The sequence below is a fragment of the Pseudarthrobacter sp. CC12 genome, assembly GCF_039907755.1.
Classification (GTDB): Bacteria; Actinomycetota; Actinomycetes; order Actinomycetales; family Micrococcaceae; genus Arthrobacter; species Arthrobacter niigatensis.
In genome coordinates, this window is record NZ_JARDJH010000028.1 from 43,200 (window position 1) to 66,089 (window position 22,890).

17 protein-coding genes and 1 tRNA gene are annotated in these 22,890 nt (G+C 60.7%); 12 read left to right on the forward strand and 6 right to left on the reverse strand.

What is annotated here, in order from left to right; translation table 11 throughout:
- Positions 1 to 4: 4 nt before the first annotated feature.
- The 4 genes from PV772_RS17080 to PV772_RS17095 all read left to right on the forward strand — a co-directional run bounded on the left by PV772_RS17080 (position 5) and on the right by PV772_RS17095 (position 2,419).
- Positions 5 to 625 (forward strand): GNAT family protein, encoded by a 621-nt coding sequence (locus PV772_RS17080; RefSeq protein ID WP_141159849.1) that lies wholly within the window; start codon positions 5 to 7, stop codon positions 623 to 625.
- Between the two features lie 81 nt (positions 626 to 706).
- Entirely contained in the window at positions 707 to 1,648 is a 942-nt protein-coding gene (locus PV772_RS17085) for a hypothetical protein (RefSeq protein WP_246857256.1), read from the forward strand.
- 120 nt (positions 1,649 to 1,768) lie between these two features.
- A tRNA-Ala gene (locus PV772_RS17090) sits at positions 1,769 to 1,841 on the forward strand.
- A 341-nt stretch (positions 1,842 to 2,182) separates the two neighbouring features.
- Positions 2,183 to 2,419, forward strand: coding sequence for a hypothetical protein (locus tag PV772_RS17095; RefSeq protein ID WP_347886911.1), 237 nt, complete (start codon positions 2,183 to 2,185; stop codon positions 2,417 to 2,419).
- 219 nt (positions 2,420 to 2,638) lie between these two features.
- On the opposite strand, the gene PV772_RS17100 is transcribed toward PV772_RS17095, so the two are convergent.
- From PV772_RS17100 to PV772_RS17120, 5 genes are all read right to left on the reverse strand, one after another.
- Positions 2,639 to 3,262 carry a transposase gene (locus PV772_RS17100; protein ID WP_347886912.1) on the reverse strand — a complete coding sequence of 208 codons (624 nt, stop codon included), beginning with the start codon at positions 3,260 to 3,262 and terminating at the stop codon, positions 2,639 to 2,641.
- A gap of 264 nt (positions 3,263 to 3,526) precedes the next feature.
- Complete coding sequence (locus PV772_RS17105; RefSeq protein ID WP_347886913.1) at positions 3,527 to 3,721, reverse strand: hypothetical protein; 195 nt, start codon at positions 3,719 to 3,721, stop codon at positions 3,527 to 3,529.
- Between the two features lie 419 nt (positions 3,722 to 4,140).
- Positions 4,141 to 4,632: a hypothetical protein gene (locus PV772_RS17110; RefSeq protein WP_347886914.1), complete on the reverse strand. Its 492-nt coding sequence runs from the start codon at positions 4,630 to 4,632 to the stop codon at positions 4,141 to 4,143.
- Positions 4,629 to 5,513 carry a hypothetical protein gene (locus PV772_RS17115; RefSeq protein ID WP_347886915.1) on the reverse strand — a complete coding sequence of 295 codons (885 nt, stop codon included), beginning with the start codon at positions 5,511 to 5,513 and terminating at the stop codon, positions 4,629 to 4,631. Before PV772_RS17115 ends, PV772_RS17110 begins: the two co-directional genes overlap by 4 nt.
- Positions 5,510 to 6,250 carry a hypothetical protein gene (locus tag PV772_RS17120; RefSeq protein ID WP_347886916.1) on the reverse strand — a complete coding sequence of 247 codons (741 nt, stop codon included), beginning with the start codon at positions 6,248 to 6,250 and terminating at the stop codon, positions 5,510 to 5,512. The genes PV772_RS17115 and PV772_RS17120 overlap by 4 nt, the downstream gene beginning before the upstream one ends.
- A 778-nt stretch (positions 6,251 to 7,028) precedes the next feature.
- On the opposite strand from PV772_RS17120, the gene PV772_RS17125 reads away from it, so the two are divergent.
- The 4 genes from PV772_RS17125 to PV772_RS17140 are packed head-to-tail and all read left to right on the forward strand — an operon-like array spanning position 7,029 to position 13,715.
- Positions 7,029 to 7,676: an N-6 DNA methylase gene (locus tag PV772_RS17125; RefSeq protein WP_347886917.1), complete on the forward strand. Its 648-nt coding sequence runs from the start codon at positions 7,029 to 7,031 to the stop codon at positions 7,674 to 7,676.
- Entirely contained in the window at positions 7,673 to 9,334 is a 1,662-nt protein-coding gene (locus tag PV772_RS17130) for an Eco57I restriction-modification methylase domain-containing protein (protein ID WP_347886918.1), read from the forward strand. The genes PV772_RS17125 and PV772_RS17130 overlap by 4 nt, the downstream gene beginning before the upstream one ends.
- Positions 9,327 to 11,885 (forward strand): DEAD/DEAH box helicase family protein, encoded by a 2,559-nt coding sequence (locus tag PV772_RS17135; protein ID WP_347886919.1) that lies wholly within the window; start codon positions 9,327 to 9,329, stop codon positions 11,883 to 11,885. The genes PV772_RS17130 and PV772_RS17135 overlap by 8 nt, the downstream gene beginning before the upstream one ends.
- A gap of 57 nt (positions 11,886 to 11,942) precedes the next feature.
- Positions 11,943 to 13,715, forward strand: coding sequence for a DUF262 domain-containing protein (locus PV772_RS17140; protein ID WP_347886920.1), 1,773 nt, complete (start codon positions 11,943 to 11,945; stop codon positions 13,713 to 13,715).
- A 103-nt stretch (positions 13,716 to 13,818) separates the two neighbouring features.
- Here PV772_RS17140 and PV772_RS17145 read toward each other — a convergent pair whose 3' ends face one another.
- Positions 13,819 to 15,222, reverse strand: a complete 1,404-nt coding sequence (locus PV772_RS17145) for a hypothetical protein (protein ID WP_347886921.1) — start codon at positions 15,220 to 15,222, stop codon at positions 13,819 to 13,821.
- A gap of 988 nt (positions 15,223 to 16,210) precedes the next feature.
- Between PV772_RS17145 and PV772_RS17150 the strand changes: the two genes are divergently transcribed.
- The 4 genes from PV772_RS17150 (at position 16,211) to PV772_RS17165 (ending at position 22,851) form a co-directional block, all read left to right on the forward strand.
- Positions 16,211 to 16,609: a hypothetical protein gene (locus PV772_RS17150; protein WP_347886922.1), complete on the forward strand. Its 399-nt coding sequence runs from the start codon at positions 16,211 to 16,213 to the stop codon at positions 16,607 to 16,609.
- A 502-nt stretch (positions 16,610 to 17,111) separates the two neighbouring features.
- Positions 17,112 to 17,708 carry a site-specific integrase gene (locus PV772_RS17155; RefSeq protein WP_347886923.1) on the forward strand — a complete coding sequence of 199 codons (597 nt, stop codon included), beginning with the start codon at positions 17,112 to 17,114 and terminating at the stop codon, positions 17,706 to 17,708.
- A gap of 694 nt (positions 17,709 to 18,402) precedes the next feature.
- Positions 18,403 to 21,552 (forward strand): hypothetical protein, encoded by a 3,150-nt coding sequence (locus tag PV772_RS17160; RefSeq protein WP_347886924.1) that lies wholly within the window; start codon positions 18,403 to 18,405, stop codon positions 21,550 to 21,552.
- A gap of 459 nt (positions 21,553 to 22,011) precedes the next feature.
- Positions 22,012 to 22,851, forward strand: coding sequence for a hypothetical protein (locus tag PV772_RS17165; RefSeq protein WP_347886925.1), 840 nt, complete (start codon positions 22,012 to 22,014; stop codon positions 22,849 to 22,851).
- Positions 22,852 to 22,890 lie beyond the last annotated feature (39 nt).

Consider the following 22,890-nt stretch of genomic DNA (forward strand, 5'->3'; position numbering starts at 1 on the left):
CGCCGTGCGCACTGGAACCATCTGGCCGGTCACCCTTGAGTGCGGCGACCTGGTCCTGCGGCCCATCCGGTACCGCGACAAAAAAGAGTGGACCGAAGTTCGGTACCGGAACAGCGAGTGGCTGGCGCCGTGGGAGGCCTCCAACCCGGACCCGCAGGGCGGACTTCCTGACTACCGGCACATGGTGCGGTCCCTGAATATCCAGGCCGCCCAGGCCACCGCGCTTCCCTTCCTCATCACCGAGTGGAGGCAGGGTCTGCGGAGCCCGGCCATCGTGGGCCAGTTGACAGTGTCTTCGATCGTCTGGGGTTCGGCGATGATGGCTACGTTGGGCTATTGGGTGGACCAGTCCCGGGCCGGGCGCGGGATAGCCCCCACATCCGTGGCGCTGGTAACGGACCACTGCTTCCGGGCGCTCGGGCTGCACCGGATGGAAATCAACATCCGGCCCGAGAACGGCCCGAGCCTGCGGGTGGTGGAGAAGCTGGGGTTCAGGGACGAGGGCTACCGGCCCCGTTTCCTGCACATCAACGGCAAATGGGCTGACCACAGGTCGTTTGCGCTCACCTCGGAAGAGGTCCCGGAAGGCCTGCTGGGCCCGTGGCTGGCATCGCGCCGGTCATAAATCCAACGGTTTGCCTATGCGGACACGACACACCGCTGCTAATGCGGCCTGAGCAGGCATGATGCTCATACGGTTTTGAGTGTGGACTTCCCCCTTAGCAGCTCAGTGATCCTTGTGGTTGCCGTCGCGCTCTGGATTGTGTGGGTTGCCCCCTACGTCCTCCGGAACCGCCGGCAAAAGTTCCAGCCCGCCGTCGATTTCCTCGCAGACGCCCCCGCCGATGAGAGGCCGGACCCCCAGTCCGGCCTGGTCCGAAACGTCGCCGCCCAGCAGGAGAAAGCCATGGAACCCAGGAAGAGCGCCGCATCCGCTGCCGGCACTGCAAGTACTCCACCTGCGGCGCCGTTCCGCATCCGCTACGGCCGGACATCGTTGGCTCTCGTGGGGCTGCTGTCACTCGTCACCGCCTTCATCTCCGGCGTGATTCTTCTTTTCGGCATCGGTTCGCCCGCCCTTCCGCTTACCTGCACCCTGCTGACGGTTGCGTCCGTGGCACTGCTGCGCTGGCTCGCCGTCCGTGACCGCAAGGCGAAGGTGGACGCCGCCTTCCGCTCCGCGATGAGCGCCCCGGCGCGCCGTCCCGACACCGCCGAGGCAATCCCGCCGAAGCCCGAAAGCGCCCCCACACGGCGTGACAGCCCGCTTTTCGACGCCGAGGCAGGAGAGCCGAAGGCCAAGCCACTGACCGCTGTGGAGCTGCGGGAAGCAGCCCTCGCCGTCGCCATAGCGGCCGGCGACACCAGCGCAGGCGCGTCCGCACCTGCCGTTCCCTTGAACACCCCATGGGAGCCCGTAGAGGTTCCCAAGCCCGTCTATGTTGAGGCTCCCAAGGCCGAGCGTCCCGAACCGAAGCCGCTGGAGCTCCCGGAAGCACCAAAGGCAGTGGGGAAGCCCTCGCTGAAACAGGGCGCCACTTCCGCTCCGGCCGTTGAGGCAGCTGCCGCAACGGAAGCGCAGCAGCTGTCCAAAGCCCAAAGCGCCCTCAGCAACCTCGACGACGTCCTGCAGCGCCGCCGCGCATAGGGTTGCGGGGCGCCGCCCCAGCTCCCGCGCGTCAATTGGCGTTGGGCTACGAAAATTTGTAGCCTAGGGACACCGGTTCCGCACCGGCAGGCAGCAAACCTGCAGGACGCGGATTCGTCCGGGGCTATAGCTCAGTTGGTAGAGCGCTTCGTTCGCATCGAAGAGGTCAGGAGTTCGAATCTCCTTAGCTCCACAAATTTCAAGGGTTTTTGGGCCCTTGAGTCCTGGGAATAAACACTTTGGTAACACTTTGGGCCGGAAATCGTCTCCAAAGCTCCCGTCGCGAGGTATGGCTTGTATTTCATGAGGGTCATCATAGCGATGCGGCGGAGCCCACGCTGGAACGGAGTTGCAGGTTGTCTGAGGTTTTTTCCGCCCAGCTCTTAGCCCCCCAACCCCAAGTAACACGCCGCGAGAGCCTGCAGCCGCTCTTAGTGGTTGGTGGCGTGCTGACGTGTCGTAGATAAAGAAGTGGCCGGTGTTTCTGCCGGGTTGAGTCTGTCTAGCATTAAATCAGGAACAGGACAGGAAGCCTTGACTGAGCTTGTCGGGGAGGTGGCTGAAACTGCCATCAGTATCTTCAATCCGCCCCACTACCGGGTCATTTCCGCGAAGGTCTTGAATGACGGCAGCGCAGGGTCGCTGTCGAATGCCCACATCCCGCGTCGTTCTCGCTCCGCGGTCCGGCTCCAAGGCCACGTCTTTGATGCCGTCATTAATTCCAGCCGGGCCGGCTCCGAGACCTCTGCCGCGTCCGCGGTCTCCCGGTGAACGGACCGCGCCGCCCTGACCAAAAGTCTGCCCGAGGTGGTCCATCTCCCAAGGCCTGGGCCGAACAGATGCCGCTGCTTCGCGCTAGCGGCACACTCTGAGAACAGGCTGCCCGGGCCGCCACCTGAGGCAAGTTTTGCCGCCGCCGCCGCCACCGCCACCGGCAGGCTGTCAGAGGCTCTTCGCGGTTTGTGGGGAAATGGATCGCTGGAATGAGCGTCATGCTGCCTTCACCCGGTCCTCGAGTACTTTCTTGGCCGCTGCAGCGTCCTCCAGTGAGCCTGTTCGAAGCAGGGTCCGGAGCTGTTCCTTGGCTTTCCATACGGCCTGGAGGGTGCCGGTCGAATCGTCCAGGGTGAAGACTTCCTCGAGCCGGGCGGCGGCTCTGCAACTGAGGGCGTCGCCGCCGCGCAGCAGGAGCATCCGGTGCGCCCACGCCTTGTCGATCGCCCGTCCGCGTCGGCACTTGACCTGCTGCGAGAGGTTCTGCCGGGTCTCGGTCATGACCTGGTTGGCCAGCGAGATCAGGTGGAAATGATCGACCGCAACGGCGGTGCGCGGGAGCCACATCCGCAGCGCTTTGCGAAACGCCGCCGTTGGATCGATCGCGACGACCTGCACCGCCAGCCGCCACTCCAACGGCCGTGCGAACAGCCAGTCCCCAACGCCCTTGTGATCCCGGCCGTCAACGACACCGAGGACTTGGCCGGTGTCCAGGTCGACGATGGTTGTCATCCACGGCTCGAAGCGGGTCCACACCTTCGACGCGGAGTCCTGGAAGTAACGAACGGAGCGGAACCGGTGTTCATCGATGCCCAGCATCCGCGGGCTGAGCTTGTCCACGTCCGGCAGCTGCAGCAGGCAGGGCCTCGGTCACCGCGGCACGGACCATCCACCCGGAAACCGCGAAGCCGGCAGCTGTTTCCGACACCGGCCTGCCTAAGCGGATGACCGCGTCCACGAGCTGGTCCCGCAGCCTGCCCCTGGACCGGGCAGGGCGCGGCACCTGCGGCGTGGATTCAAAGAACGACAACCGGTCGCACGCCGGTTCTTCGCAGTACCAGCGGTACTTGGACCAGAGCACTTCCACCGGCCCGGCAACCGGAATCACGAAGCCGCTGAAGGCCGGCGCTCCTTCCGCTTGGACGCGATTACGCCGCAGCTCGGGCACCCCGCTGGCTGGTCGGTTTCGACGATCACCTGCCGCCGGCCCGCAATGATGCTGGTGGAAATGATGCGGTAGTCGGGCAGGTTGAAAAGGATGGTGGCAGCGTCGGCTGCGACCCCGGTAGGCTCGATCACGGCTCGTGGTCCTGTTTCAGGGTGAATGCTAGACACGCTCATCCCAACAGGGCAACGGGCCCCCTTGTCTTCAACGACACGAACTCAATTCCCCACGAACTACGAAGAGCCCTGTAAGACCTGTGGAGCGTCCAGGAAGAAGTCAGGGCCCTGCTGCACACCAGTTTTCTCCGAGCGCGGCCGCGGCGAAAGTGGAACTGCACCCTTCGGCCGTGGAGGAGAAGGCCGCGGATGTAGAGCCACGCAGAACACCCTTCCTGCGCTCTCGGCACCGGTCCCGAAGCTGAGGAATTGCGAATTTCCTGGACAGACGATCCTCGGCCCATTCGGGAGGAATAACTATGATGATGACGGCGTCCCTAGGTGGCGCCGGGAGGTGCCGGACGGGCTGAGGCCGAATCAGTCCGCTTCGATTCCAACTAATCGGTTTCGCCGGGTGAATTGTCCGTATCCACTTGGTTCCACTGTGTAAATCGCCTGCTCGAGTAAAAGCCGATCACAAACTCATTAGCCCCGTCGAGGTAGCCGAGAACTAAGTTCCTAGGCTCGGGCAACCTCATTCCATCCCTAAGTGTTGTGATCGGGTCATCAAGGTAGCTGACTACAATTGCCGGGGCTCCAGCGTAGGGGAAGATCGCATCCCGCATGTAGGTCTTCCACTGAACAAGATCTCCTGGTTCAAACTTCGTTTCAGAGCTGTATTGAGTTAAGGCCTCCCTAAGCCTGTCTTCGTACCCTTCATGCTGAATGTTAACTTCATAATCGGAAATTTCCTGCCGCTCTTCAAGGCGAATAGCATCGAGCACTCTGGAATATGGCGCAGACTCTTGGTCCGAGCTGCGATCAGAACTGATGTTTTCCGGATTTTCCGCGAAATTTGGGAGTGCAGGACGCTGCGATTCTTCGTTCACCTAAATAAACCTCTCAATGGGTCCTGGTTCTTTGCGTCGTAATTATGAATTATCTCAACAACTGACGTCTTTGGAACTTCTCTCCATTTTCGTGAACCGAAAATTGACTTAGGCAGAGCCGGATCAAGGGCACGTATATTCGGCTTCAAATTCCCATATGTTGGCAACTTTGAAATGATGGCGATTGTCGTATCCCCATCGTTCGAAGGTAGAACTTCAACGGAAGATGCTACCTCGATAATTGGCTTTTGCTTGATCAAATTCCGGCGCCTTTGAACTAGTTTATCGAATTCTTCTGTTGATTGAACTAATCCGTCGCGCATAGCAGTCCGGGCAGTGTTGTTGTATGAGCGAAAAGGGCCGATTTCCAAGTAGATGAGGCCCAGCCAGGCGTTTCTCTCCAAGGTCGGTGGCAGTGGAAGGTTTTCATATACTTTGGTCAGGCTGCGTATGGAGTCTACGCTGCCGCCTGTGCGGAGAAGTTTGAAAAAGGCGTCTTCAATGTTGTTTCCAACTTGGATTTGAAATTGGCGGAAATTTGTACGATTGCCAATTCTCCACCGAATCCCGCGTGTGTAGACACTCCACGCAGCGATTTGGCGTCGCATTTCCGTTACGTAGTCGGTTGAAAGAACCGCGACGAAACCGCTTCCAGCGACCCAAACGAAATTCCCTTCTGCGATTTCACGATGTTCACTCGAGTCTAGCCAATGAACAAAATTGCGCTGACTGGCGACCAGTGGGCGCAAGTCGTCAGTTTTCCAATCCGGCTTCGGTGCGACGAATTCTTTACCGTCAATTCTGATAATTGCGTCAGCGATGACGAGATTATCTTCGTTGCCAATAGTTTCAGCAACAAATCCCACTAACTTCATCATCATTCGGGCGTCTCCTTGCACAGGAACTCCTTCATTGACTTCACCGGGTCATCGACGGTTCTAACGATGTCCTCAAGAAAATCCAAATGTTCAAAATATTCATCATCCAGGAGATATGATGAGTGTTCTACCCATTTTGTATAAAAGTGGTAGTCATCATGTCTTATGAAGAGCCGGACGGGCATGAGTGGGGGCTCCTGATAGTCCTCGGCGATAATTCGCCCTTCCCAGGACCATGCTGGTTCATCAGATTTAGCCATATCAATAATGTCAACTGTAGAAGTGCGCGGTCTATGCCCGAGAACGTAGTCTGCGGCACTATCGAAAGAAGCGTTTATCCAGTTTTTCATGGGGGTGAGGTATTCGAGGTCCGCATAGGTGTTCGATGCAATAGTTTGCTTCAGATCATCTGGACTAAGTTCACGCCGAAGTGGTATTTTCCCGGCAATGAGTCCACCCGTGTCAAACGGTGAAGACTTCAGTACAACTTGGGCTACGCGTATTTGTGGGTTGTGGGCGACTGCTTGAAATCCGAAATCAGGTAATACACGGCCCACAGAGAAGTACACGTTCCTACCCAGGTCGAGCGCTAACTCAGCTCTTCCGGTCTTTTCACCTGCTGGCGCTGCACTGTGATCGCCGGTCAAACGTCGGAACAGTATTTCTTGCCATGCCATGGGATGCACGTAGTCGGTTCGAGCGGGCCTCAAGCCCTGCGTCCATTCGAACAACGTGTCCACCCCCTTACCATGGTGCCGCCAGCGTACTGATAGCTGTAGCATCGCAAAGAATCTGGAAATGACTACAAGATCTATTTCGATGAGCATACTCTCCGATCTTCTGATGCGCCGCTAGTCGCGATTTTTCACTGCTGGCGGGGATGCTGGGGGCCTGTGTCCGCGGTCGCTTCCGGGCAGTCTGGTGTGCCCTGTGGTTTGCCTAGTCAGCCCTAGACGGCTGTCAGGACATATTTGAAGGCGACCGGTGATCTCGACAAGGTGTTCCAGGAGGTCTTAATCGGGCGCTCATTCCAAGAGAAAGTGCTGGCCTCGGCTGGCGCGCATGATGACAACGCCTAACACCTCGTGTTTGTTCGCCCCGCCGGCCTCGTCGTCGAGTCCAGCAAGTGTGTGTGCAGCCCTTGGTTTGTCCCCATCGTCATCGAAAATCGCCATCAACGTCAAGGCAAATTCAGGTCAAAACCGGCTCCCTCCGGTAGCATCAGGAGCGCTGGCCCCGCCGGAGTGCCAGGGGGAGGGCCGGCATGACCGAGCGGCAGCTGTCAACTGACGACATCGCCACCCATCTCGGCCTCACCAAAGACGCCGTTTACGCCTGGATCACTGACGGGGCGTGACTGCTCACTGGATCGGGCGCCCTGGAAGTTCATGCCAGCGAGGTTGACGACCGGTCGCGCACCGATGCGGTCCGCAGAAGCGCCCCGGCGCTACGAGTCGTCCGACTCAAATGTCGTTGGGTTGACCTACCCTGACAGCAAGAAGAAGTGAAGGAGCGGCGATGAGCCTGAACGAGGTAGAGCGCCTGATTAAGTCCAAACAGCGCGTGGCCGACCACGGCGAAGTGTTCACCCCTGCCTGGATGGTCGAAGACATGCTCGACCTTGTCAAAGACGAATCCGATCGGATCGACAGCCGTGTCCTTGAACCCGCCTGCGGCTCCGGAAACTTCCTCCTTCCCGTCCTGGTCCGCAAGCTCGTCACCGTCCACTTACGCCACGGCAAGAGCGACTTCGAGAAGCGACACTACGCTCTCTTCGCCCTCATGTGCACCTACGGGATTGAGCTTCTGGCCGACAACGCTCAGGAGTGCCGAATCAACCTCGCCACGGTCTTTAACAGTTTCCTGGACATTGAAGACGCAGATGAGTGGGCGCAAGCGGCCAGAGCGGTGCTGGCAGTGAACATCGTGGAAGGCGACGCCCTAACCATGACTGTTTCCGGCGGTGGGCCAATCACATTCCCCGAGTGGGGCTACCTCGGCAAGGGAAAGTACCAGCGTCGTGACTTCCGCTATGACGCCCTCACTCAGCGCGCCTCCTTCGAAGGCACTCTCTTCGGTCAACTCGACGACGAAGACCTCTTCACCCCGACCAAGACATTTCCGTCGATGAACGTCCGAGAGATCGCGGAGCAGGTGACCATATGAGCGTCGCACCGTTCACTCTAAGCGGGCACAATCCCGACGTTCTAACGTGCATCGCCAACCTCTCCAACGACGAGGTATTTACCCCGCCGGAGCTCGCCAACCAGATGCTCGACACCCTCGCCACCGCCTGGGCCGATGCAAACGGCGGGGCCGACATTTGGGCAGACCCGAATGTGACGTTCCTTGACCCTTTCACAAAGTCCGGGGTTTTCCTGCGTGAAATCGTCCGCCGCCTTATCGACGGTCTGGCGTCCGCGTTTCCCGGCCGCGAGGCGCGCGTCGACCACATCCTCACTCGTCAGGTCTACGCGATCGCAATTACCCAGCTCACCGGGCTGCTGGCGCGCCGTAGCGTGTACTGCTCGAAAAATGCCAGTGGGCCGCACTCGGTCGCCAAGTCCTTCCCTGACACGGACGGGAACATCTGGTTTGAGCGCACCGAGCACACGTGGGGCGGCGGCACCCGAGAGTTCCGTTCCGCACCCCTTACCGGCGATGAAATCACCATCTATACCAACCGTAGATGCATCTTTTGCGGTGCCAGCGAGGACGCTTACGGCCGCGGCGACGAACTCGAAACGCATGCCTACGCGTTGATTCACACCCACGACGTCAAAGCTCGGATAGCCGAGCTGTTCGGAGAAGACATGCAGTTCGACGTAATCATCGGCAACCCGCCGTACCAGCTCAGCGACGGTGGATACGGCACTTCGGCGGCGCCGATCTACCAAATGTTCGTAGAGAAGGCCCTCGCACTCGACCCGCGATTCGCCGTCTTCGTGACCCCATCTCGCTGGTTCGCGGGCGGCAAGGGGCTCGACGAGTACCGGAAAAAGATGCTCTCCGACCACCGCATGCGCGACATCGTCGACTATCCCAAACTCTACGAAGCCTTCCCTGGAGTAAAGATCAGAGGTGGCGTCTCCTACTTCCTGTGGGATCGCAATTACGACGGACCCTGCACTGTTCAGACCATGTGGGACGGGAAGCCCGTCGGAGAACCCGTCGCCCGCTATCTTGATGCCTACGACGTTCTCGTCCGCCGCAACGAAGCCATACCCATCCTCGACAAGGTCCGGGTCAAGAACGAACCCACCCTCGACGCTCGGGTCTCCAGCCGTAAGCCGTTCGGACTTCCGACCAACTTCCACGGCAAAGAGACTAACCGAGGCATTCTTGACCCGGTTCGGCTGTTCGGGTCTCGGAAGATGTCTTGGGTCAAACGCAACGACATCCCGGTCAATAGTGCATGGATCGACGAGTGGAAAGTCTTGATGACAGCCGTGCAGGGCACGAGCGCAGCTGTGGAGACAAAGTTCCTCTCGAGACCGATCATCGCCGGTCCCGGTGCTGCCTGCACGGAGACCTACCTCGTGGCGGGGAGGTTTCCCACTGAGGAGGAGGCAAATCGATACTCCTTGTACCTCCGCACCAGGTTTGTGAGGTTTCTCGTCTCCCTCCGAAAGTCCACCCAGCACGCCACTCGCGATGTCTATGCGTTCGTTCCCGATGTTCCGCTGGACCGGGACTGGACCGACGCGCTGCTCTACGAGCGCTACGACCTGACGACCGACGAGATCACGTTCATCGAGTCGCAGGTTGCCGAGCACGAGGCCACGCTGCTCGACGAACTCAGCGGTGAGGACGACGATGAGTAGGGACGTCGACGAACTCCTCCCTGAAAAACCGACGGCGCGACTGCGCATCTACGCATGGTCCCCGAACGATGCTCCCGCTGACTACGCGGGGCTTATCAAAGTCGGTCAAACTACGAAGAGCGACGTAAACGCCCGCATCCGCGAGTCGCAGGGCCAGATGCAGCAGGCGTACACCCTGCATGTCAACGAACTTGCTGAGTATGACGGCGGAAGTGCTTTCCGAGACAGCGATGTGCGGAGGCGTTTGATCGAGAAGGGTTTTGAAAATCCCACCTTCGGATCGGCGCGGGAATGGATGCGCTGTACCCCCGAGGACGTGAAGACTGCGATCACGGAGTTGCGCACCGGGGTGAAACTCACCGGCACACATCATGAGACATTCCGGATGCGCCCCGAGCAGACGAAGGCTGTTGAGAAGACTTCGGACTACTACAAATCGATCTGGGCCGAGAACCCGAATGGGGTACCGCGGTTCCTATGGAACGCCAAGATGCGCTTTGGCAAGACTTTTACCTCCTACCAGCTCGCCAAACGGCTCGGCGCCCGACGGGTGCTCGTTGTGACGTTCAAGCCTGCCGTCGAGGATGCCTGGCAGGCCGACCTTGAATCACACTCCGATTTCAATGGCTGGCAGTACCTCTCCGCCGCTAACGGGGTTGACCCTGAATCCGCCGAACGCGACCGGCCGATGGTTTACTTCGGTTCATTCCAGGATCTGCTCGGCAGGGACAAGAAAACGGGCCTTATCAAGTCGAAAAATGAGTGGGTCCACACTACCAACTGGGACCTCGTGATTTTCGACGAGTACCACTTCGGCGCCTGGCGCGAGTCCGCGAAGGAGCTTTTCGAGGGCGAGGACGAGAAAGTCGCGAAGAAGGAACTCGCCGTTGAGTACGACGACGCGCTCGTCGCGTTCGATGAGGAGCTTGATGAGCTCGGCAACGACGAGGACGAGTTCCTGCCGATCACAACTCGTGCTTACCTGTACCTTTCGGGCACGCCATTCAAGGCATTGGCCACCGGGGAGTTCATCGAGGAGCAAATCTTCAACTGGACCTACACCGACGAGCAGCGCGCCAAGGCCCAGTATGCAGAGGCGCATCCCGGTCAGTGGAACCCGTACGGGGCGCTCCCTGAAATGCGTCTATTCACGTACCAGATGCCAGACGATCTGGTCGCGGTCGCCAACCAGGGTGAATTCGACGAGTTCGATCTCAACGCGTTCTTCGACGCCACGGGCACCGGCCCGGATGCCGAGTTCACGCGCAAGACTGATGTTCAGAAGTGGCTCGAACTCATCCGCGGCGCTCACATGCCTACCCAGGTTGACGCAATGCGAATGGGGACGCGCCCGCCGTTCCCATACTCCGACGCCCGGCTCCTGCCGTACCTGCAGCACTCGTTCTGGTTCCTGCCCAACGTCGCGGCCTGCGAAGCAATGGCAAACCTGTTGGCTGAGCGTCAGAACGTGTTCTGGCACGACTACCAGGTACTCACCGTCGCAGGCCCCCACGCAGGGATCGGACGCGACGCGCTTCCTCCGGTTCGTGAAGCCATCCGGGACGGCCATGACACGAAGACGATCACCCTGTCTTGCGGAAAGTTGACCACCGGAGTCACGGTCAAGCAGTGGTCCTCGATCCTGATGCTCCGCAATCTCAACTCGCCGGAGACCTACTTCCAGGCCGCGTTCCGTGTCCAATCGCCTTGGTCGATCAAGAACCCCAACGGGGACGATCCGAACGAGGAAGCCGTCCTCAAACCCGTATGTTTCGTCTTCGACTTCGCTCCGACCCGTGCGCTGCGTCAGATTTCGGACTACGGTATTGGCCTCTCGCCCGAAACTCCGAATGCCGAGAAAGCGGTCGAGGAGCTGGTGAAGTTTCTGCCGGTGCTTGCATACGACGGATCGAACATGACCCAGGTGGATGCCGGCGGCATCCTTGACATCGCAATGGCCGGCACCTCGGCTACCCTACTGGCCCGAAAGTGGGAGTCGGCGATCCTCGTCAACGTCGATAACGACACCCTGCGCCGCATCATGGGTAACCCGGCGGCGATGGATGCGGTCATGAACATCGAGGGCTTCCGCGCACTGGGCAGCTCAGTCTTCGAGACTGTCGTCAACAAGAGCGAGGCCGTGAAAAAGGCGAAGAAGGAGAAGGGCGAAAAGATCACGCCCGCAGAGACGAAAGAGTTGACTGCCGAGGAGAAGGAGTACAAGTCCAAGCGCAAACAGATTCAAGAGAAGCTGGTCAAGTTCGCCACCCGTATCCCGGCTTTCATGTACCTCACGGACTTCCGCGAGAACACCCTCCAGGACGTCATCACCAAGCTAGAACCGGATCTGTTCAGGGCAGTCACAGGCCTGAGCGTCGCCGACTTCCACCTGCTTGTCAACCTCGGGGTCTTTAACGCGACCCACATGAACCAAGCCGTCTTCGCCTTCCGCCGTTACGAGGACGCGTCCCTGTCGTACACCGGCATCGAGTCCCACAAGGGCCTCCGGCATTATGGCCTCTACGACACCGTGATCGCCGTAGAGGACTAGATCGACACCTGAGGGTCAAACCTGTTCCTCCCCAAGACCGACCAAAGGAAGTAACCCATGTCGTTCCAGACCCCGCGAAGCATCGAGGAGATGCTGACCGCCATCCATAAGCGGGAGTACCTCATGCCTGCGATCCAGCGCGAGTTTGTCTGGGATGTGAACCAAATAACAAAGCTTGTTGATAGCCTCATGCGTGGCTATCCGGTTGGCTCGTTCCTGCTGTGGGAAGTCAAGCCCGAGACCGCCCAGTCTTATACGTTTTACGAGTTCCTGACGAACTTTCACGAGCGGGACAACCCCTACGCCGACAAAGCCACAGTCCCGGCGGGCAACGGAACCACAGCTGTCCTCGACGGGCAGCAACGTCTGACCTCGTTGAACATCGCCCTCTACGGGAGCTTTGCCGAGAAGAAGAAGTACGCCTGGTGGAACAGTCCCGACGCGTTCCCCGTCAAGCGGCTCTACCTGAACCTCGTAGATGACCCCGCCGATGAGGAGCTGGGCCTCAAGTACGACCTGCGCTTTCTCACCGATAAAGATGCTGCACGCGAGGAGGGTGGCGAAGACAAGTGGTTCCGCGTTGGAGCGGTCCTCGATCTAGCCAACTCGGGCCCGGCGATCATGAAAGAGCTGGAGCGACGCCACATAGCAAACTCCGGGGCTGCTTTTCAGAGAATGTATGACCTCTACGAGGCGGTTCGCATCCTTAAGCCGATGAACTACTTCCTGGTCACCGACCAGGACCCTGATAAGGTTCTGGAAATCTTCGTGCGGGTCAACAGCGGTGGTACGACGCTGTCATACTCGGACCTTCTACTGTCGATGGCCACCAACCAGTGGAGGGATCTCGACGCCCGCGAAGAGGTCCGCTCCCTCGTAAGCGACCTCAACAGCAATGCCGGGCGACAGTTCGCGTTCTCAAAGGACGTCGTCCTCAAGACAGCACTGACCATCGCTGATGTTGACGTCCGCTTCAAAGTCTCAAACTTCACCCATGCAAACATGGCGAAGGTCGAGACTTCCTGGCCGCAGATCAAGAGCGCACTGCTGCGGGCTGCAACCCTCCTCCAGCAGTTCGGTTACAGCGAAGGCAATCTGACTGCCAGTAGCGTCATCGTTCCAATCGCGCACTACCTTCACCTTCGAGGCGCTGGAGACTCCTACCTCGATTCCAGCGCCGACGCGGCCGACCGCCTGGTTCTCCAGCGTTGGATCAACCGCTCGTTGATAAAGCGCGGCATATGGGGATCCGGGCTCGACACCCTCCTCACTCGTATTCGCGATGTACTCCGTGCCAACACAACCTCAGGGTTTCCGGTCTTGGCCGTCGAGGCGGCTATGACGGCGGTCGGTAAGAGCCTGACCTTTGAAGCAGCAGAGATCGACGAGCTGCTTAACCTCAAGTACGCAGGGCAGCGCACCTTCTCCGTACTATCGGTGCTCTACCCTGGGTTGGATCTGGGTAAAAAGTTCCACGAGGATCACATCTTCCCCAAGTCCCGCTTCACTAAGAAAAAGCTCATCGATGCCGGAATTGCCGAGGACAAGGTCAACGAGTACCTCGCCGCCGTCAACCTCTTGCCCAACCTCCAGCTGCTCGCAGGCACTGTCAACAGCGAGAAACAGGCGGCTCTTCCGTCCGACTGGATCGCGAATGCCTTCCCGAACCAAGAGAAGCGATCGACCTATCTGGCGGAGAACGATCTAGACGGACTAGCCCTCGATCTTGCGGACTTCACGACGTTCTTCGAGGAGCGGAAGCTCAGGATCAGGAATCGTTTCGTCAAGATACTCGGGGCATCTCCTGTCACTGACGAAAGCGAAGGCTAAAGCCCAGCCGCTACCGTCAAAGCGCCTGCCCAAGGCGCCGTCCACTCACGCCGCACGTATGGGCACTGTGGTCGGTTTCTCCCATGACGAACCTGACTCTGCGTCATCCGATGATTCGGAGCCTGCGGGGGAGCTGGGTGTCTTTTGCGGAGCCTACCCCGGAGCCGAGTGCCCGTCCCTTCGCGAGTTTTGCGTTGGCAGGTGCCGGGTGCGGAACGGATACACCGGCCCTGTCCATGGGGCTCCCAATGAGTTGCGTGTAATCCTTCCCTGCTTCACGAAACCAATGGGGCGTGGCTCCCAGCAATGATGCGTTGTCGATGACTGCCTTCGCGTCGAATGTCTCGGTCCAGGGCTCGAACTTCTGTTCGTCAAGGAGCCCTCGGGGGATCCATTTGGCCGCGCCTTTTCCGTTGCCGACGGCGAAATCTGCTTCGAGGCGGAAGAAATTTTCGCTCAGTTCGTGGCGTGAGGGGAAGTAGTCGTCCCATGACGCGACACCTATGCGGGCGGTGGGTGAGTCGCTGCCCGTTCCGGGAAAATCGCGGAGGACTTCCGCGATGGCGTTGCGGATCGCAGTGAGAGGATTCTTCCCGTCTTTCCGGTCGGGGTGCGGAGCCGCGATGAAAACTAAGACCAGGCCCGACGTTTCGAGGGGGTGCGCCGCTAAAGCCTGGGCCCATCGGCGGACCTTGCTTTCCAGGCCGCGTGACGCGGTTGCTGTGATCTCGTAGGCGATGCGGAGGCCGTCCTTGCGAACGATCACGCCGTCTGCCCTTCGGTTGTCCGGCTTCTTCACGGTCTTGCCGAGTCCGCTGCCGAGAAGCAGGTCTACGGAGGCGAAGGTTTCGCCCATGACGGTTCCGATGGGAAGGTACTCTGACGCGCGGAGGGCCAGTTCTGCGGCAAGCACATTATGCCTGTCGTATTGTCCTCCCGAGGACCAGTGCTGGCCGCCGGTCACAGTCAGCGACTCGGGCCCGGTCAGTGTTGGCTCGATAAGCCGCTTGAAGACGTCCGTGGCCGCAGGACGGTAAAGGATGTTCCTGCCCGGTGTGATGCCGCTGTATCGCCGGGGAACGGGAAACCATCCGAAATCGATGAGGTCGCTGGCGAAGGAAGCGGCCAGGGGGGCGGACCGGTGATCAAGAAATGTCCGGCATCCCGCGAACGCGGCGAGTTGTTCTGCCGTGACGGTTCGGTAGGCGTGAATGACGGACCATGCGTTCTGGCGCTTCACCCGGCCCCGATTTGTGGTCAGAAGGGGAAGATATTCATCCTGTTCCATGAGGAGGCGCGGCGGGACGCCCGGTGCGCCTCCGTGGTCACGGTAGTACCTCTCGGCGTACGCGGTAGTCCAGTTTGCCTGACTGCCTGGCACCCAGAGTTCGTCCCAGTAGGGGTCGACGCGCTGGGCGGTGCTGACGCCGTCCAGGGTACAGGCGGAGGGCAGCATCGCTGCGTGGATGCTCTCAGGCGTCTTCCGGCGCGGGTGCTGAGCGCTCACTGGGAACACCTGCCGGCACTACCGGAGGAGGTCCCGGACGGAGCGACATCCTGGGCGCCTCTTCTTGTTCTTTCCAGAACGATGCCGACGCCCGCAAACGCAGTAGTCTCTTGGACTTGCGATCCACGGTACGTCCGGGGGAATCTCTTCACTGATGGCGGCATGGGCCGCGATAGTTTGCTCATACCAAGGAACATGCGTAGACGCAGGAACAATTGCTGCCCACCAGCAAACTTCACCAATTTGCGGCTCTGATTCTGCCAGAAGCGCGGCTGTAAATTGCCGCAAATCCCCCAAACGAGACCCAGAACGAGACTGCCGTTTCCCTAACTTCCGCGTGCTGCATGGCAAGACGTCCGCGCCGGATGGGTTGTTGCGTTGTTCACGACGACAGGGAAGGACATTGCTGGGGCGCGAGTCGGGGCGGCCGGCCCTGGTCCGCGCACGGTGCGACGGGGGTGGGAGCCAGTCTGAAAGGACATCTCCAGCACGGTTTTCGATACTGGAGAGGCAGCGAGATTCCGCTGACCATCGATGGACGGCGCAGGCGCCAGCGGCGCCCGCCGGGTCGCTTGTGGCGAGGACGGTCAGGTGGCTTGTATGGCCCGGGCAGTTTGATGGGTTGGATGTTCGATCTGGTATCGGTCAGCCATTACCGGCGAGACTCGTCAGAGGCGAGCCTCTTTTATATAGCGCATGCACCGTGACCTGTCCCGTGTCTGCGGCTATCGGCTATCGCCGGCCGCGCCGGTCGACTATCACCGGCGAGGTCCAGCTGGTCACGGCGTTTATCACCCTCTTGTCTCCTTCCGAAGCTTGTTGGTGCCGTCTGGGTCCAACGCGATGAGGGTTTTCCTCATTTGCCTACACATACTCATCACCAGACCTACGGAACGGAGATCGCGACATGGGGAATCAATACCGCTATGAACGAGAGGCGATAGCCCGGTCCACCTACGCATTGTGCAGGGCTCCTTACAATTTGCTGATGGACCAGCTGGAGGATTTGGAAGACCTGTTGTTTCTCGCGGCCGTGGCGATGCGGCTTGAGGACACAGCGACTCACGGTGTCATGTGGACTTGGGAGCACCAAGACCTCATCCTGAGCGATCGGAACGACGGGTACAGCTTTTCGGAGACGGTAGGCCGGGCAATCAACCTCATAACGGCCACGACGTGGGTGAACGATTTCCTTTCAGCTGTATCCCCGGGAGACCAGAACCCAAAGGAGACAATGGGCGACTACGCAGATCCTCTGGAGGAGCTGTCCATGGGACCAGAACGGCCACCCGTCGATTTTGCTGTTCAGGCCTTCCTCATGACTCCGGTGGCAGACCGCGCCGCGATGCTCTGGGCCCTGACTAAGCGGAGCACCCCGCGGTGTTGAGGAAACGGATCGAACTAAGCTACGGAAATACCTCGAAACGAACGATAAGGAAACATATCATTCGTATCAAAACCAGCGATATGGACGGTCGATCCGGCGGCGCGTGGGGTTGCTTCACGAGGTGTGCAGCGTGACGGATCTTCGCGCGTCATCGGGCGTCCTGACCGCTGTCCAGTGGGCGGACATCGGTGCTGCGGTCCGGGCAGCCCGTTCCCCGAACACGCAGCGGGCGTACGCGTCAGCGTGGCGGCATTGGGCGTCGTGGTGCGAGCTTCATGGATTCTGTCCGCTTCCGGCTGACCCGCAAACTGTGGCGGCTTACCTGACGGATCGCGCCAAAGAAGGGCGGTCGGTATCGACCCTCGACGCGGCCCGTGCCGCCATCAGAAGCGTACATAGGGACTCGGCTCTGGAGGACCCAACCGCCAATCCCGGAGTGGAACTTGTCCTGAAAGGATTGAAGCGGCAGCGGGGCTCTGAGCCCGTCACGCAGGCGCACCCTGTGACAACCGGCGAGCTGAGGCGGATCCTTGACTACATAGATAGGCAGTCTTTGCGCGGTAAGCGTGACGCGGCTCTGCTGCTGCTTGGATTCGCCGGAGCCTTCCGGCGGTCCGAAGTGGCAGACCTGACGGTCAGGGATCTGGTGTTCAAAGCTGACGGTGTGATCGTCACCCTTCGCCGCAGCAAGGGCGACCAGGAGGGCAAAGGCGTCGTGGTCGGCATTCTGCGTGGACAGGTGAAGGAAAGCGATCCGTTATTCGCCGTGCGGGAGTGGACTGCTGCCAGCGGGATCCAGGGGCGCGCCCCACTTTTCCAGCGCATCGCGTGGTCCGACCGAAGGGTGACAGGCCAGGCACTGACCGGCCAGACCGTCAACCGCGTTTTGAAGGAGCGCGCGGCCGCTGCGGGGCTGGATGATCTGCATCTGACGGGCCACAGCCTGCGGGCTGGACATGCCACGACGGCTGCGGAAAACGGTGTGCCGTCTGAACGGCTGGCCAGGACGACCAGGCACAAGAACCTCGCGACCCTGGCCCGTTATGTTCGGCCAGCAGAAGTCCTGCGGGACTCAAGCAGTGGTTCCCTCGGACTCTGACCCCACTGCGCTTTGAGGGACCGCGGTGGGGGAGAACGCCAGACATTGCGGGTCGGCTGCGGACCGCCGAACCACGGCTGTGGCGATGCGACGTTGGTCAGACCAGTTGCGCATCCCTATCGTCTGCCTTCGGCCGCCCGGTCGAACACTGTTACCCCGGCGAATTCGCGGGCCTACGCCTCCCTCGTAGCTCGCCGGCATTGTTTTCGACTGTTGGACCGTCGGAAGGACAGTTGCTAGGGGAGGGATGTTCTCCAATGCGCCACTGCACGGCACGAGAGAACACGACTGCTCTACTCTTTACTTCTTTCTTGGTCGAATAGTCTAACTGTCTCTCTAACGCCCCAATCAGCGCTGTGCCGGCAGGGATCCGAGCTTCGACCGAAGGCTCCAAAAGAGTTGATACGGTCCAACCCTGTTCGACCGGAAAGTCAGCGCCCGCCCTCATGGCTGTCGGCGCCACCTGAGTGACCGATGCGGTCGACCGGTCACTAGGTCCAACGGACGCCCGGCCAGCCTCCGGGGAAAGAAACTTTCAGACGGCGGTCGATCTATTGTCCGGGGCTGCACCTTGCCTCGACAGCTTCGAGAATTCCGCGCATGGCAAAGCGTGGGGGACGGCGGCGATCACCTCTTCGCTCAGGGGGTGATCCTGTAAGAACGCCCGTCGGCCGTCGGGTCGCATAGGGCTGTTATGAACACGTTCGAAGTACCAACTGCCCAGGGTCCCGGCGAGACGGCGAAGGCGGTCCGGGTAACGCCGGAACCGGCCACCCCCGTCCCGGAGGGCCACAAAGAATCGAGAAGAATCAACGGCACGATGCTTGAGGACGCGGGGCTGCCGCCGTGGAAGCCGGAGCACTACGCCGTCAGCATCACCGGTTCCGGCGCCTACAAGCTCGCCGACTCCGGTGTCGCACCTCTGGTCGCCGCCGCCCGCGGCTACGCCCGCATCGACAAGACCAACTACACCGAAACGGCCCGTCGGATACAGGTCGTTCCCAACTCCGGGCAATCCAAGCGTTTCAAGCGCACGCTCTCCACCCCTGGCAAGGACGGCATGCTCATGCCGTGGTATTCCCTGGCTGGGATGATGAGGGCGGCCCGCGAGGGCGAGAAGCCGGAGCCGCACACCTACCAGGTCCGGCCCGAGTTCCCGGAGAACAACGAGGTCGGCAAGCCGCTGAAGTACGAGTTCGTCGCCAACATCGGCACTCCGCTGGATGTGCACCCGGCCATCCCGACCGACTGGATCGACACGACACCGGTGGTCATGTTTGCCGAGGGCATGCTCAAGGGCGATTCCGCCCTGTCCGCCTACCTGGTCCACCACGGCATCACCTACTCGGAGCTCCGCTCAGAAGGCGTCGAGAACCCCGTGGTCAAGCTGCGTGAACTCCTGGAGCGCATCCCCCAGGACGAGCGGATCCTGATCGTTTCCATCGGCGGGGTCCACAACGCCTCCGGCAACGCCGTTGACTGGCGCGAAATCTCGCTCAAAGGCCGTGTCGGCTGGATCGCCTTCGACGCCGACATTGCCATCAACCCGGCCGTGCACGCCGCCGCGAACAAGCTCTCGTCTCAACTGCTGGAGAAGTCCAAGATGTCCGAGATCCTGTACCTGAACCCCCAGGTGACCACGGGCGATGACGGGTCGACCACAAAGGACGGCGTGGACGACTTCCTGGCCAAGCGGGGCAACTGGGCGGTCCTGGTGAACCAACTCGACGACGTCATGCCCGACGCTCCGGCCAAGAATGACGAAGACAAGCCGGGCAACTGGCGGGTCGGTAAGGGCGGCCAGTTCGTTGAGGAGTGCGTCGCGGTCAATTTCGGCGCCGGCGGAACCATCAGCGAATACCGGTGGGAGCGGCGCGTCGACATCGGCGGCCGCGTCGTGGCCATGGAAGCCCGCCGCCAGCCGACCGACCAGGAGCTGAAGACCGGCATCTTCAACCCGCACGTCGATTTCGAGGACGTCGACGACGCCCGGGTCGAGATCGAAGTCTCCTGGCACCTGAACGGCCGCGACTACACCGCGACCGTGACCGGCCCCGAAACCATCCTCGGCTACAAGCCTGAAGACTGGCACCGCCAGAGGGCCTCCGTGCCGCGTGAGCTGCTGCGGAACCCTGAATGGCCGCCGCGGGGCGAGAAAGGCACCAACTGGCTGAAGGCAATCAAGCGGAACCGCCCAGACGAGACCACCTTCAAGACCCGGTGGATGCAGATGGGGTGGGTCCCCGTCGAAGACGGCGACCCGGTTTTCCTCGTCGGAGACCAGATCATCGGATCCGGAGACTCGCGCGGAACGGCGGTTCCGGGGATCACGGAGAGGATTATTGACTCCGCCCGGAAGTACGGCGTCGGGGACAACCCGGCCGGAGATTACTACGACGAGGCCTTCCGCGAAGAGGTGCGCAAGAACTTCCGGACCATCATGGACATCTACATCCATGCCGAAGCATGGACGGACCGAGCGACGGCGTCCGTTGTCCTGGCCGGCGCCCTGCGCCCGACAATCCCGGTCCGCCCCAAGGCGACTATCTTCGTGTGGGGCCCCAAGGGCAAGGGCAAGTCCTGGACGGCCGAATGCATGATGCGCTTCTGGGCACGCCACCGCGGCGACTGGCACGAGGAGCTCCCCGGCGCGGCCAAGGACACCGCCGCTGCCATGGAAAACGCCGTCGCACGCACCCCCATCTGGGTGATCGATGACCTGGCACCCTCAGCCGTGAAACGTCAGGCAGAGCAGGAAGATGCCAAGCTGGCCGACATCACCCGAGCGATCTTCAACAACGCCACCAAGCTGCGCATGAACGCAGACATGACGTCCAAGAAGGCGAACAAGCCAATGACCCAGCTGATCCTGACGGCGGAGAACGAACTGAGCACCCCGTCGGCCAAGGAACGCCTCGTCCCGCTCTACATCGGGCCCGGAAAGCTCAACAAAGACAAAGCCCCCACCGACGCCTTGAACGAAATCGCCCGCGACCACGGCACCCCCGCCCGCTTCACCGCCCAAGTGATCCACTACATCCGCTACGCCGCGTCGACGCACCCGGGCGGCTGGGCAGCGTATGTGTCCGCCATGGAGCGCGGACGCGATCAGCTCAAGCACCAGATCAGCGGCCTGATGCAGGAAATCGGCGCGGCCTCCGGGTCTCTGGAGCGCACCTCCACCCTCGCTGCCGACGTCATGCTCACTTTCTTTGTCCTGGAGAACCTGGCCCGCGAACTGGACATGGACGATGAGTTCATCGAGCAGTTCGCCGTCGACGGGGACATGACGATGTCTGTCGTCCAGTTGGTTACGAATGCCTATGCAGATAACCAGAATCAGGCCCCGGGCATCTCCCTCCTCAAGGCGTTGTCGGCGCTGCTGTCCTCCGGGCAGGCCCACGTCATCTCCGGCGACGACCCCAATAGGCCCCCAATCGAAGGCACCGACGAGTCGGAGGCCATGACAAACCACCGCCTCGGCTGGGTCGCCGGAGGACTGCCTGGCGCATTGGTTGCCAAGGGCACCTGTATCGGCACCGTGGTGACCGTCAACAAGGAAAAGATCATCCTGTTTAACCCCGACACGGCCTTCGAGGCCGCCAAAAAGGCTTACGACTCGCTCGTCAAGCACGGACAAGGGGCAGGCGCTGCCTGGTCTGGCATCTGGGACGAAGGGCTCGCCGCCAACGTGGCACGGCCGTTCAAGAAGAACACCGGGACGAAGCTGAACGTATATGCGTACCCAAGGCTCAAAATCAGCGGCGTTCCCGTCGCGGTGTCTGTTCTCCTCGACGGCGGGCTTCTGCCGGAAGAACACTATACGTCCGAAAACGAAGGCTAAGGGAAAACAGTCCCGGAGGACCCGCCAGACGGCGGGTCCTCCGGGACCCGGTTCGACGCCGCTCCAACACCCGACGTTAGCGGCACCGCTCGCGCGGGATGACGGCCGATCCACCGCTGGGATGCGGGGTCCCTCCGGCCACATCCTCCGATAAGGTGCGGCGGCCGCCGGCAATGGTTGGAGAGGGCAAAAGCTGCCCGTGGGTGTTATCTTCCAACCCCAACCTCGGCACTGAAAACGGATTCCTCTTTGATTCCGTTCAAGATTCAATCCACCAGGGACTCGTCGGATTGGTCTCCCATCGGTCGGCCTAAGCGCCCGCAACTTGCGCCCCCAAACTTCTTTGCGAAGGGCGGAACGAAGGCCTCCTCGTCCTCAGGTGCGTGTCTGAAGATCAAGATACGACGTCATCGGGGCGAGCGTGGCAGCCGGGCGGGCGGGCGGCGGTAGATTGACGCCATGAGCGAAGAGCAATGGCTGAAGCGTCTAGAGAGGTCCATCACCACCATCCGCGGGTGGGAGCCACGGATGAGCGAGCATGAGCCGGTCGCTCCAGGCAGCTCCCTGGCAAAAGACGACGAAGGACTCATCGGCTACCCCGTCCGTTCGGCCGCTCGATACGGGCTGATCACCGCCGTCGACCATTTAGGGCTCATAGCAGACCTAGCCAAGGATGAACTGACATTGCGCCCCAGCGCCATTTTCACCCCGGCCCGCGCCGCCTTGCTAGGATCCTCCCAGGCAGTCTGGATTCTTACCGGGAGGAGACCGCAGCGGATCGATCGCAGCCTCGCTGTCGCCCTTGACGAACGCATCCAACATCGGACCTTTATTCGAGACCACCTGAACGACGCATACGTCACGGACAATTTCAGTTCCGGATTCGTCCACGACCTGCGCAGAGTCGATGCCGAGCTGACCGACGAAATAAACCGGCTGAACGCTCTGCGCAAGGGCACGGCCTATTCTGGCAAGTTCGACACCACCAGGATGATGCGGGAGGCCGCCGCCCACTTGACCAAAGCCGGCGAAGTCGACGACCAATGGATGCGATTGGCACTGTCCTACGAGTGGCGGATCGCCAGCGCTGCAGCACATGCTCGGTCCTGGCCGATGCAGGTTCGCAAAACGGAGACCGTATCCGCGGGAGGCGGGGACATTCGCCGCATGACCTCCAGCGTAGAGGAGTTCGCCAAGTCAGTCGGAGTCGCCGTGCTCATGACCAGTGAAGCGTGGAGGCTTTGGGACCTACGTCGCGAGATGGCAGATAGCTTTTGTTGGAACTGCTGGTCTGGGTAGTTGGTACTGGGGTTCCGGGAAATTGGTACCGGCCCTTCG

Bases quoted from the DNA above. Each gene is read 5' to 3' on its own strand.
- PV772_RS17140 (WP_347886920.1), top strand. From the start codon at position 11,943: ATGTCGTTCCAGACCCCGCGAAGCATCGAGGAGATGCTGACCGCCATC.
- PV772_RS17150 (WP_347886922.1), top strand. From the start codon at position 16,211: ATGGACCAGCTGGAGGATTTGGAAGACCTGTTGTTTCTCGCGGCCGTG.
- PV772_RS17165 (WP_347886925.1), top strand. From the start codon at position 22,012: ATGAGCGAAGAGCAATGGCTGAAGCGTCTAGAGAGGTCCATCACCACC.
- PV772_RS17125 (WP_347886917.1), top strand. From the start codon at position 7,029: ATGAGCCTGAACGAGGTAGAGCGCCTGATTAAGTCCAAACAGCGCGTG.
- PV772_RS17135 (WP_347886919.1), top strand. From the start codon at position 9,327: ATGAGTAGGGACGTCGACGAACTCCTCCCTGAAAAACCGACGGCGCGA.
- PV772_RS17130 (WP_347886918.1), top strand. From the start codon at position 7,673: ATGAGCGTCGCACCGTTCACTCTAAGCGGGCACAATCCCGACGTTCTA.
- PV772_RS17115 (WP_347886915.1), bottom strand. From the start codon at position 5,513: ATGATGATGAAGTTAGTGGGATTTGTTGCTGAAACTATTGGCAACGAA.
- PV772_RS17160 (WP_347886924.1), top strand. From the start codon at position 18,403: ATGAACACGTTCGAAGTACCAACTGCCCAGGGTCCCGGCGAGACGGCG.